The organism is Acidobacteriota bacterium (genome assembly GCA_016208495.1).
Classification (GTDB): domain Bacteria; phylum Acidobacteriota; class Blastocatellia; order Chloracidobacteriales; family Chloracidobacteriaceae; genus JACQXX01.
In genome coordinates this window covers 39,992-52,826 of record JACQXX010000093.1, presented here as the reverse complement: position 1 = coordinate 52,826, position 12,835 = coordinate 39,992, and the positions used below count along the sequence as shown (strand labels likewise).

The window sequence follows — 12,835 nt, the reverse complement described above, 5'->3', positions numbered from 1 at the left end:
CGCCAGTCCTTGCGGCGCTTTCACCTGATTGGTTGCCGTGCCATTGGTGGCAAAGTTGGCCCAGGTCGCTCCATTGTCGGTTGACCACTGGATGCGGTTGTTTCCCGTGTCCGCCACATAGATCCGTCCCGCTCCATCAACTACAGCCGCTTCCGGCAACCGGAACTGGCCATTTCCGGTACCCACCGTTCCAACGCCAATCACGCTCCAGTCGGTCCCGTTAAAGCCCTGAATTCGGTTGTTTGTCGTATCCGCCACCAGCAATCCAAGGCAGCTTCCGATGGTAATGGTGACCGTATCCGACACACTCCCGCAGGGTCCAGCCGGGTCATTGGTCGTCAGTGTCAACGTCACCGTTCCAGCCAGAACCTCTCCCGCCGAAAGCATGTAGGTGGCATTCAACGTGGTGTTGTTTGGTGAGAACGTTCCGCTGCCGCCACTCCACGTCCCGGTGCTCGCGCTTCCGCCAACAACGCCCGCCAGTGTGGCTACTGGACTGCTCTCGCACACTGACTGGTCCGGTCCAGCATTGGCGGTTGCAACCGGTGCCACCGTAATCGTCACCGTATCGCTCACCGGCCCACAGGGTCCAGCCGGATCATTGGTCGTCAACGTCAACGTCACCATTCCCGCTGATACTTCCCCGGCGGAGAGCGTGTAGGTCGCGTTCAATGTCGTGGCATTTGGCGCAAACATTCCAGCGCCTCCGCTCCAGGTTCCGTTGCTGGCACTTCCACCGACCACCCCGGCCAGCGTCACCGCCGGACTGCTGGCACACACCATCTGGTCTGATCCGGCATTCACCGTTGGCGGGGTATCCACGGTGTATGTCTGCCCCGTGAACGGAAGATTGGTTAATGGTCGTGCAATCCCGGTTGAGTTGACCATATTCAGCCCCAGCGACGCCGTTCCCGTCGTTCCCGTGTTGACCGTCACCGTCCAGGTCGTTCCCGATCCTGTGACATTGGTGATGCTCGTTCCCGTCCCGCCGACCACGGCAAAGTTGGTACTGGTTACTCCGGTGACTGATGCCCCAAAGGTCACGGTCCAGTCCACCAACGCTCCAGCACAAATCGGATTTCCCGAAGCCCGCACCATCGAAGTCACCGTCGTCGGAGCCAATCCATTGAATTCAAAGGCACCAATATCGGTATTGCCCGAACGACCAAATCCACGCTGGTCAAAGGACGGGGTCCCCGTCGCGGTACCCGCGTCAATGGCCATGCTTCCGGTCAGCAACGCATGTGTCTGGGTTGGTCCGCCGTTTGATGCCAGTGCTCCAAGCATCGGGCTGACGTTCAGGATATTTCCGGTTGGGTCCCCATTGATGGTGGCATTGGCGGTATTGCCAATCAGGTTGAACCCCAGCGAGTTCACCGCCCCCACTATGTCTGGTCCAAAATTCTGTGATGATCCCGTGACTGAATTTCCAGCAACGAGAGTATTTTGCAAACTTACAGCATTTGAGCTGCTGGTAATGCCACCTCCCCGACAGGTTAAACCACCAGAGACGGAATTGGCGGTAATCGTGCAATTGGTAAGGGCGATTGATCCGCCCTGATAATAAATGCCGCCTCCAAGGCTGATAGCATTCCCACTCGAGGTGATCATATTGCCGGAAATGGTGCAGTTGGTGAAGATTGAGACCCCGTTGCTGTAAATGCCACTACCGAGCTGGGTGGTATCCGCCCCGGTAGCCACATTGCCGGAAATGGTGCAGTTGGTGAGGGTCACCGGGCCCGCGCTAAAAATCCCACCTCCGCGGTTATTGCCTCCCCCAGCAGCAGTATTCCCCGAGATGGTGCTGTTGGTCATGGTCAGGGTACCGGCAGTATTGATCCCACCACCATCCGCAGCTCTTCCGTTGGTAACGGATAGGTTGTTCAAAATGGCCGTAGTCCCACTGCTGATGTTGAATATTCTGAAATTCGGAGTGCCACCAGCCGTGCTCCGGGTCACTGTCACCCCGGCACCACCCTCAATTGTCAGATTCTTGTTGATGAGTAGTTCAGCGCTGGTCAATGTCACCGTTGATACCCCAGAAAACACAATCGTATCGCCCGCCATTGCTGCCGCAATCTGGTCACGCAATGTTCCAGCTCCACTATCACCCCCACTTGTCACCGTCAATGTCGCGTTTGGAGCAAATCCCCGCCTCGTTACAACCTGCAGGCTGACCTGAAGCGGATTACTGGCCACAAAGAACCCAAACCTCATCTGAACCCGCCCATTCCCCTGGTACACCACTGTGACGGGAACCTCAATCACTTGAGCAAACGTCTCCTGCCAGGCTTTCACACCGGTAATTTGCAACGTCGTGTCTGGCTGCTGATGCAGCACCAACTGACCGTCACCGGTTTGCTCAACCTCGTCAATTTCTGGAAACTCAACTTCGATCTGCCCTGGATCCACTCCCGGCACCACCTTCCATTCAATGGTCATATTGTCCGGCGTCCCACTCAGACGCCGCTCCAATCCAGTCGCCACCGCCTCGACCACCGGTCCATCGGCTGACTGAAGCTGGGCCTGCAACGCTGAAAACAACTCGACCGGGTGGGTTTCACTTGAAAGTTTTGATCCCGTTTGCAGAGAAACGGCTCCACCGCCAGCCGGGACCCCAGTTGCGGAAACGGCTGGCTCTGACAACCAGGATTGAGCGTGACAGTAAATTCCAAGGCAAACCACAATCATGAATGCCAGCCAATGGGGCTTGAAACGATGCACAGCCATAAAACATGCTCCAGAAGATGAAAAATGGGGTAGTATCCATTTGAGGGTTGGGTTTAGAATTTAGGAAACACAATCATTTCAATAGGTTAACCCTTAGATAAATCAATGAGTTGATTCCACAATACGATAACTCTATTCAGCGGCAGTGAATTTGATACACGATTCAGGCGGGGGACCTAGAATAAACAGGTGAGTGGGAAAAATCCAGCAATTTGGAGAAACAAAACAGGGTTCAGGCTTTCGGGGTTCAGGGTCATAAACGCCGCAATAACAAGTAAATACACCTTGCAGAGGTAGCCAGAAGGTAGCCTGGGGGTGGCTCTGCACCCCATATGCGCCATGATAAGAAAGCCCGTGCTCTTTCTGGTGGCATTGAATGGTGTTCTGATCGAATTTGGGTCTCGCTACGGACCGTGACCGTGGGCTTCGCACCATGGCTATTACACGATGACCCTCCGGGCCTGAAATCCTTATCCTGATGCTTATGGGGGTCACAGGTTAGGGTTTTTGAACCCGGAACCCAGAACCCGATTACTCCCTGGCTTCCAAATCAGCGGCAATCAGAAGCTCAACTTTCTGGCGGAGAAATGCATTTCCAGCACACTCTTCATCCAGAACCTCCGCCCACTGGTGAGGAGGATAGTTCAGTACTGAGAAAAAAACTTTCTCAATTTTGATCCAGAGCTCCTTCGTCAAAAATTCCCCCTGGAGTTCTTGATCGCCGGGCGCTACCAGTGCGGTGATGGTGGCCTTCAACTGAGGATCATCTGTCGAAATCTCTTGTACCACGGTTTCCCGGTTTCCAGGTGAGCGCTCAAGTAAATCAGCCAGAATATTCCCAACGTGTGTCATCCGATGAGCCAGGGCCCTGGAATGGATGAGTGAACTGAGGCTGTCGCGTGATAGCTCATTCTCAGTGAGAGTTTGTACTGGCAGTGAGTAGACAGATGACGCCTTGAGTGTTGTCAGGTCCAAACCCGAAGCACTGAGAAATTGTTGTTTCAGTTCTTCGGCTGTTGGTCGTTGATCGGGAATTCTGGCCAGCGCCTGTAACATTACAGTTTCAACAGCTTCAGAAAGTGCTGGATTGATTGCTCCTGGCGGTTTCGGCAATTCGGTGATGCGTCGCTTGATCATTCCCAATAATCCGTTGGTTGGAGAATAAAACGGCACTTCACCACATAACATTTCGTAGAGCACCAGCCCCAAACTATAGACATCAGACCGACCATCGTATGACTCTCCCTCCAAACGCTCTGGAGACATATATTTGGGTGTCCCAATCAGCCCATCAGTAACAGTCAAGTTTTGGAGATTCACGTCACTACTGGCTTCCAACATTTTCGCGATGCCAAAATCCACGACCTTAACCACTTCGCCGTCAGGTGTTTGATGGAGAAAAATATTGTCGGGCTTAATATCGCGATGAACCAGCCCCTGGCGGTGAGCTTCGGCCAGGGCATCGCAAACTGAAATCAGAATCATGGCGCTTCGCTCAAGTGAAAGGATTTTCACCTCACGAAGTTCCCGAGCCAGAGAATGCCCATGGAGCAACTCCAGGACCAGATAGGCAATGCCGTCGGTTGAAATGCCCGAATCGAGCACCCTCACAATATTTGGGTGATTGAGCCTGGCGGCGGTAACGCCTTCCAGTTTAAAGCGTTCCACAGCTTTTGGTGAATCGTTGCCCGATGAGGGTTTAAATACTTTGATGGCAATTGGATGATGAAGGGTCAGATGTGTACCGCGAAAAACAACACCGAACCCACCGGCGCCGATTTTCTCATCCAGCCGATATTTTCCGTCAAGGACTGTTCCAGGCAGGGCTTCGGCCAGAGCTGAAAAGATGCGGTCAGCTCGCTGGTGTGATTCAACCAGTTCCTGATTTTTCTGATAGAGTTCCTGTACCTTTTGACCAAGTTCAGCCTTCTGTTGAGAAAGTTCTTCGGTACGAAGTTTGACGTTATGCTCCAAAAGCTCGTTGCGTCGCCGGAGCGTCCGAAGTTGCCACTGGACTCCGCCATAGCCGGCACCGGCTAAACCAAGCAAATACACAAGATAGGCCCACCATGTATTCCAGGGTGCCGGTCGGATGGTAAACCTGACCGACACTGGACCGGCGATAGTCCCAAACGAGTCGCGTCCCCACACGTTGAAGATATAGTCGCCAGCTTTTAGATTGGTGTATTCCTTGGTCGAAGCTGAAGTCCAGGGTGTGGGTTGGGAATCATAGCCAGCCAGTTGAACCTGATACATCGTGTCTGTTTCACGGAAATAGCTCAACAGCGCAAAATCGAAGGCCAGGCTGTTTTCAGTGTAGGGCAAGGAAAAAGGCTGGTCACTCCCGCGCCGTTCCGTTCTGTTGATGATCAATCGCTCAATATAGAGCGGCTTCGGTGACCGGTCATCAACGGCTCTGGCCGGATCAAGCATTGCCACTCCGCCAGTTGTTCCCACCCAGATACGCCCCTGATGATCCACCAGCGACGCTCCTTGATTCCCTTCGCTGCCTGGCAAGCCGTTTTCAATTGAAAAGGTGTACACCGCATAGGATGCCGGGTTGTCTGGAGTTGGGAGTCGTGGCGTAAGACGAACCACGCCTTTGTTGGTCAAAAGATAAATTCGTTTTTGGGCATCTTCGCAAATCTGATAAATCGTGTTGTTTGGGAGTTCAGGTGTGGTGGTGTCAGTCAACACGAGCCAGGGGGCGGCGGGAGAATCAATTTCGAAACAGGCAACGCCACCACCATATGTCCCAACCCAGAGCACCCGTTTCCCGGATGGCGCAGTGGTTTCAAGCAGACTGAGTACTGAATTGTTCGGTAGTTGCGAACTAGCACTGTTCCAGATGGTCCATTTCCCATTTTTCAGACTTGCCAGCCCACCACCCAACGTCCCAACCCATAAACAAGGCTGTCCATCCGAGGAAAGGCTTTCGTGGAGACAAAAAACCCGGTTACTGGGAAGGTCAGAATTTTCTTCGGTCAATGTGGTCCATTGCCCGGCCTCAAAACGTGCCAGACCATTTAACGTTCCAATCCAGAGTGCCGACGGATCAGAAGCTGATGCCGCCCGGCACAGGCAATTTACAATGTTGCCGGGCAAGCCTGAGTTTTCAGCCGTTAACGTCGTCCAGCGGCTGGTTTCAAGGCATGCCAGACCAGAGCCGTCAGTTCCTACCCACAGAGTGGACGGGTGAGAAGGTGACCTGGTTTCCAATAAACTCAGAATTTGGTTGGAAGGAAGATTCGAAGTTTGGGTATTGATGGTTGTCCATTGGCCGGCCTCATAGCGAAACAGGCCATTGCTGTTGGTGCCAATCCAGAACGTGAACTGCCCGGCTGGGGAAATAGTTTCAAGCAAACTATAGGCACGGCTTCCGATGGAGGGAAAGTTTCTCGCCGAGAGACTAACCCACCCTTGTTCTTCAAACCGACCTAGGCCATTGCTGTATGTTCCAACCCACAAGGTCCGCCAGCCGGATGAATTTGTCAGTTCAAACAAACTGGAAATCAAATTGCTCGAAAGATTTGAATTTTCAGTGGTTGTGATTTTCCAGCGATACTTCGGAAGAGCCTGACTCTCTAACCCCTGAACCCTGTCCCCTGTCCCCTGTAGTTGTGAAGTTTCCTCCAACCAGACCAGACCTCCGGCGGTCCCAACCCAGAGGGCCTCTTTTCCAGAAGGTGAAATTGTCGGACACAGCGCCTGGATCACACCGTCTGGTAATTCTGAATTATCTGGAGTCAAAAACACCGACTGGCCGGCTTCGTGTCGGATCAATCCATTTCCATTGGTTCCGACCCACAGCACAGTGTTTCCAGTGAAGGACCGGGTAGTACACATTTGCAAAACCTGTGCCGGGCCTCTTCCTTCCTGGTGGTTCTCAAAATGTTTCCACTGCCCGGATTCATAGCAGGTAAACCCGGTACTTGACCCAATCCACAATGATTGTTTCCCCGACGAATCGGTAACCGCGAGGATTGAACTGATGAGGTTATCTGAAAGCCCTGAATTTTGAGTCGAAAACACCGTCCAATGGTTCTGTTCATATCGCACCAATCCCTGTGACGTACCAATCCAGAGCGTGGAATGTCCATCTGGTTCAATAATTTCTACCAGTCCTTCCAGAGAGTCATCTGGCAAACCTGAGTTGGTCGTGTCAAAGCGGATCCAGTTCCCATCTTTGAGATTGGCCAGTCCACCACCATTGGTCGTAAACCACAGGCTTCCATCTGAAGCCGCCAGGATATTGGTGACATCGTTTGACGCCGTTCGATTCGGCATATTGACCACAGTCCACTGGCGGCCATTGTAGTAAGCGGCGCCATCCTGTGTCCCAACCCAGAGATACCCTTTTCGGTCAACCGTGATGCAGTTGATTGTGTTTTGCGGCAAACCGGCCTGGTCGGTGAAAAAGCGGAAGGTTGGTCGAGCCAGCTCCGCCAGATCAGTTTCTCGGCTGAGAGCAGGTCCATGGATAGCCAAACATACATCAGAGGCTAACCCGTGGAAGCATAAGAGGAATAGTGAAATCAAAAGAGCCCACTGCATCTTTTCCGCCAGAGAAGATTGCGATATGGTGTGATGTGGAGGAAAAAAAGGGTATGAGTTTGCCACCAGATATGACTCAGATCTTACAGGAATGGAATCAAGGGGATTCATCCGCCCTCGATAAACTCTTTCCCTTAGTCTATGACGAATTGCATCGAATCGCCAGCCGCTACCTGCGCCGGGAACGCCCTGACCATACCTTGCAAACCACGGCCCTCGTCCACGAAGCCTATCTCAAGCTATTGGGTGAACAGGATTTACAATGGCAAAACCGGGCTCATTTTTTTGGGGTTGCAGCACGAATGATGCGTCATATTCTGGTCAACCACGCCCTGGCGCTCAAAACTGAAAAGCGAGGCGGAGGGCATAAAGTCACCCTCAATGAAGTCATTGGCTTGCCTGATGATCGTCAAAATTGGGAAATCCTGGCCTTGAACCAGACGCTCACCAAGCTCGAAGCAATCGACCAACGAAAAAGTAAAGTTGTCGAACTCAAGTTCTTTGCGGGATTGAGCAACGAAGAAGTCGCCGCCGTGCTTGGGATTTCACTGGCCACAATGAACCGCGAATGGCGACTGACCAGAGCCTGGCTGGTCAGCGAAATCAAGGGGGTTGGGTAGTGTTCTGAGTCTGTTGAGCCCTCGGAAAAAAACTCACCACAGAAGAACCCAGAGAGGCTGGTTGACGCCCCTCGGTGTTCCGCTGTGGTGACAAAAAAGACAAAGAATGGTCTGGGAACGATTACTGAATCTTTGATGGTGTTCGGAATTGTCCGGTGCCAGAGCCGACATTATTTGGAGCACCCACCAGCGACCAGCCTCCCGCCTGGATAAATTTCCCCTGGATCCGGTTATTTGCGCTATCTCCGACCACGAGCATCCAGCTTCCGGCAAACGGTCCGGAAGTAAAGAATTTGGTCGTAATGCCTTCGGCCCGATTGACCTGTCCGAGAAGTGATCCAATCGTCGCCAGCGCTGAACTGTTGTTTGGATTGGCATTCACCCAGCGCAAAATTCGCGAATTCCCCGTGTCGGCAATGTACAGGGTTCCTGCCTCATCAATCGTAATGCCTTGCGGATTTTTGACTTTGTTTAGACCCGTTCCCTGAGAGGCAAGGATGGTGCCACTGGTCGAAGTCGTCACGGTGTTGGCACTGGCAATACTCAGAATTCGACTATTACTTTCATCCGTCACAAACAACCGAAACGTGCTGTTAATCACCAGCCCGTGCGGACTTCCAACCTGCCCGCTGGCGGCGCCATTACTTGCAATCACCACGCCAGCTCCAGGAGTTCCACTGTTAAAGCGTACGACCCGCCCATTTCCGGTATCCGACACATAAAGATTCCCAGCCGAATCCAGACATACTCCCTGTGGCGACCGAACTTGATTTGAGGCAGAACCAACGGTAGCAAAATTTGCCCAGGTCGCTCCATCATCGGTTGACCACTGAATGCGGTTGTTGCCGGTGTCTGCAACATAGATTCGACCGGCACCATTAAACGTAACCGCTTCTGGCAAGCGGAATTGGCCGGCTCCAGAACCAACAACCCCTGAACCAATCAGACTCCAGGTGGTTCCATCAAAACGTTGAATCCGGTTATTTGCGGTATCGGCCACCAGTAACTGGCCGGTTTCCGCACAATTCAAAATGAAGATGGTCACGGTATCTGAAACTGGCGAACAAACCCCGCCTGGGTCATTCGTGGTCAAGGTCAAGGTCACTATTCCAGCGGCGATTTCACTGGCGGATGGCATGTAACGGGCATTGAGTGCGGTCGGCCCAGGATTAAATGTTCCACCGCCACCGCTCCAGGTTCCCATCGTCGCGCTTCCGCCGATTGATCCAGCCAGGGTCGCGGGCAAACTGCTGGTACAGACGGTTTGATCGGATCCGGCAGTGACGGTCGGAGGCAGCACAACCATCACCTGAACACTTCCATTGCCCGTGATCGGACATCCGCTGGCATCGGTTCCTGACTGGATGGCATAGGTGGTGGTGGCGTCAGGTGCCACCGGAAAAATCAATGGGCTGTTTCCGGTTTGAGTGCCGCCACCACTGGTCAAAGTCACCGTATAGGGTGGGGTGCCACCCAGAATCGTGGCGGTCACAGTGGTTGAGCTTCCCGTACAGATCGGCCCACTACCGCCTACAGTTGCGGTAACGGTTGGGCAAAATTCGGCTAGAAATACATCTAAACTCAGATTGTAATCTCCCGCAATCAGATTACTCGATGAGCTGCTAAACCCAATATATTGTCCACTGGCATTGATCACGGCAGACTGAGAACTTGAATTTCCAGCTATTGTTGGTGATCCTCCCGCCCCACTGAGCAGCACCATCTCCTGGTTTGTTCGATCAAACACAAAGATATCAGAGGTGGAGGGAGCATCGGTTTGCCCTGGTACCAGATTAGTCGCAAAGCTTACAAACGCCACAAAAGTCCCATTGGCATTCAGGGTTGGCGACATAGACGATCCGTTTCCAACCTGGGTGCTCATTCCAGGAGTCCGACTGATCAGTTCAGTGATTCCTGTTTGGCGATTCAAGACAAAGATATCAAAGGTGGAATTGGTATCATTCTGGCCGGGGACCAGATTGGTGGCAACGCTTTGAAAGGCAATGGATCCCCCATCGGAACTGATCACAGCACTTGACGAACTGGCATTTCCAGTTGTCGCGGTTAACCCAGCCGCCCGGCTGACCAGTTCCGTAGTTCCCCCTTGACGATCAAAGACAAAAACATCGATGGCGTTGTTGGCATCACTCTGGCCAGGGACCAGATTGGTGGCATTGCTGGTAAACACAACATATCGCCCATCAGCATTGATCACCGGGGAGGCTGACACCATATTCCCAGTTGCCACGCTCTGCCCGGCAGCATGACTAACCAGGTCAGTGGTTCCCGTCTGGCGATCAAAGACAAAAACATCCGTATCATTGTTGGTATCACTCTGCCCGGGGACCAGATTGGTTGCAAAACTGGTAAGCGCAATATACCCTCCATCGGCACTCATCACTGGGAAAATAGACGCTCTATTCCCAGTTGTAGTGCTCGTCCCGGCAGCCCGGCTGACAATCTCGCTGGTTCCTGTCTGGCGATCAAAGACAAAAACATCTGCGCCGTTATTGGTATCAAGCTGACCCGATACTAAGTTGGTAGCATCACTTTGGAACGCAATATATCGGCCATCGGCACTCATAGTTGGGGTAACTGAAGGTGAATTTCCAGTCGTGAAGTTTGTTCCAACGGCTCGGCTAACCAGCTCAGTGGTTCCCGTCTGACGATCAAAGACAAAAACATCTGCACCGTTATTGGTATCAAGCTGCCCTGACACCAGATTGGAGGCGTCACTGTTAAATGTAATATATCTCCCATCGGCACTGATCACTGGCAAATTTGAATTTCCGTTCCCCGCCATGGTGCTGGTTCCAGCCACCCGACTGACCAGTTCAGTAGCTCCTGTCTGACGGTCAAACACAAAAATATCAAAAGTATTGAGCGTATCAATCTGCCCTGACACCAAATTGACGGCAGTACTGACAAACACCAGGTACCGACCATCGGGACTGATTGAGTTCAAAGTTGTTAAGGCACTACTATCAGATCCAGTCAAACTGGGGGAACCTGGCGCATGCTGTGTCACCACACTATTTGTTTCCCCAATTTGGTCATAAATAAAGATATCCTGCCTTGGCACATCAACAATTCCAGAAACCAGATCGTTGGCTTCGCTCACAAAGACAATCGAGTTTGCATCCCGGCTGATCACGGGTAAGAATGAAATCTGGTTTCCCGTTGTGGCACTTGTTCCCGCAGCCCGACTCACCAACCGGGTGATTCCCATCAGCCGATCAAAAACAAAGACATCCTCTCCATTGTTTGCCTCTGTTTGACCTGTAATGAGGTTGGTCGCAAGGCTTTCAAACACAATGTATCTCCCGCTGGAATCTACAAGCGGCCTTAACGAATGACCATCCCCGGCAGTGGTGGTTGTCCCAGCCGCCCGGCTCACCAGTTCGGTCGTTCCTGCCTGCCGATCAAAAACAAAAACATCAACGATATTGGCGCTATCCGTTTGGCCAGTTACCAGATTGGTTGCAACACTTTGAAAGACAATGATCCTCCCGTCCGCATTGATATCAATGGCTGAGCCTGACTGATTATTGGCCGTCGTGGCCGTCGTCCCGGCAGCTCGACTCACCAGTGTGATCGTCCCCGAGAGCTGATCAAAAACAAAGATATCGGTCGCGGCATTAACATCACTTTGGCCTGTCACCAGGTTGGTCGCCGTACTTCCAAACACAATGTATCTGCCATTGGCATTTATCACCGGAAAATTTGACACACCATTGCCGGTCGTAGTTCCCGCCCCGTCGGCGTGGCTCACAATCTGAGTGATTCCCGTCTGGCGATCAATTACAAAGATATCACTGTTATTATTTGTATCAGTTTGACCTGGAACCACGTTCGTTGCACGGCTTTGAAATGCAATGTACCTTCCATCAACACTCATGACCGGGAAAACTGATTCATTATTTGCAGCGGTTGTGTTTGTTCCAGCAACTCGACTCACCAGTTCCGTGGTGCCCGTCTGCCGATCAAAGATAAAAACATCGGTAACCCCATTGGTATCGGCTTGACCCGGTACCAGGTTCGTGGCACGGCTCACAAAGAGAATGTAGCGCCCATCATCGCTGATCACTGGGGACTGGGAATCACTGTTTCCAGTCGTCGTGGTCGTCCCGGCAGCCCGGCTGACCAGTTCGGTGATGCCCGTTTGCCGATCAAATACAAAGATATCGACCTGAGAATTTGTATCAGTCTGACCCGTCACCAAATTGGTGGCAAAGCTCTGATAGGCAACGTATCGCCCGTTGGCACTGATGACCGGAGTATCTGAAATGCTACTCCCTGCGGTTGCGGTCGTCCCGGCAACCCGACTGACAAGTTCGGCAATTCCAGTCTGCCGATCAAAAACGAAGATATCAGTGGTAGAATTGGAATCAATCTGGCCCACCACCAGATTGGGAGAATCGCTCTTATAAACGATAAATCGCCCATCAAAACTCATCGCGTTCTTCTGTAGAAGATGCCTTCCACTGACGGTATCAAGGAATGGCGGCACGGCCAGTGATACGGCTTCAACCGATACCGTGGCATTGGGGGTAAATTTCCCTCGGGTCTCAGAAGTCAATCCCTGAGTAGTCTGGGCCTGACCTGGCCTGGATTTCACCGACGTTCCTGTTTGGATTCCACGTCTGGCAGGCGTCGGCCTGGTTTCTAATCGGGAAACTGGTGAACTGATCCAGGCCAGCCAGCCAAGCAGCAGGGTAATTCCCAGGGTTAACCCGGTTCGGGTGATTTGGATTCGGTTTTTTTTCTCTGACATAAAATCCTCTCATTCAATCGCCACGTCCTCACAGCTTTCCTTGTGGTGAGGCACCATCTGTGTTTGACGAATACATCATTTGTAAATAATTCAAGCTTTTAAAATCACTAAGCTCAGCAATTTCAGCAATTTATAGTCTTACAAACAGAAAGCACAC

Annotated in this window: 4 protein-coding genes; 1 reads left to right on the top strand and 3 read right to left on the bottom strand. The window is 52.2% G+C overall.

Translation table 11 applies throughout. The features are described 5' to 3' along the window. Together HY774_19415 and HY774_19410 are read right to left on the bottom strand one after the other, a co-directional pair. Nucleotides 1–2,730, bottom strand: a 2,730-nt coding sequence (locus HY774_19415; protein MBI4750660.1) for a hypothetical protein, incomplete at its 3' end; no start/stop codon positions are given. 531 nt (nucleotides 2,731–3,261) lie between these two features. Then, complete coding sequence (locus HY774_19410) at nucleotides 3,262–7,218, bottom strand: protein kinase (protein MBI4750659.1); 3,957 nt, start codon at nucleotides 7,216–7,218, stop codon at nucleotides 3,262–3,264. A gap of 119 nt (nucleotides 7,219–7,337) precedes the next feature. Between HY774_19410 and HY774_19405 the strand changes: the two genes are divergently transcribed. Continuing rightward, nucleotides 7,338–7,904 carry a sigma-70 family RNA polymerase sigma factor gene (locus HY774_19405; protein ID MBI4750658.1) on the top strand — a complete coding sequence of 189 codons (567 nt, stop codon included), beginning with the start codon at nucleotides 7,338–7,340 and terminating at the stop codon, nucleotides 7,902–7,904. A 121-nt stretch (nucleotides 7,905–8,025) separates the two neighbouring features. On the opposite strand, the gene HY774_19400 is transcribed toward HY774_19405, so the two are convergent. Continuing rightward, on the bottom strand, nucleotides 8,026–12,678 hold the full coding sequence (locus HY774_19400; GenBank protein ID MBI4750657.1) for a PD40 domain-containing protein: 4,653 nt from the start codon (nucleotides 12,676–12,678) through the stop codon (nucleotides 8,026–8,028). Nucleotides 12,679–12,835 lie beyond the last annotated feature (157 nt).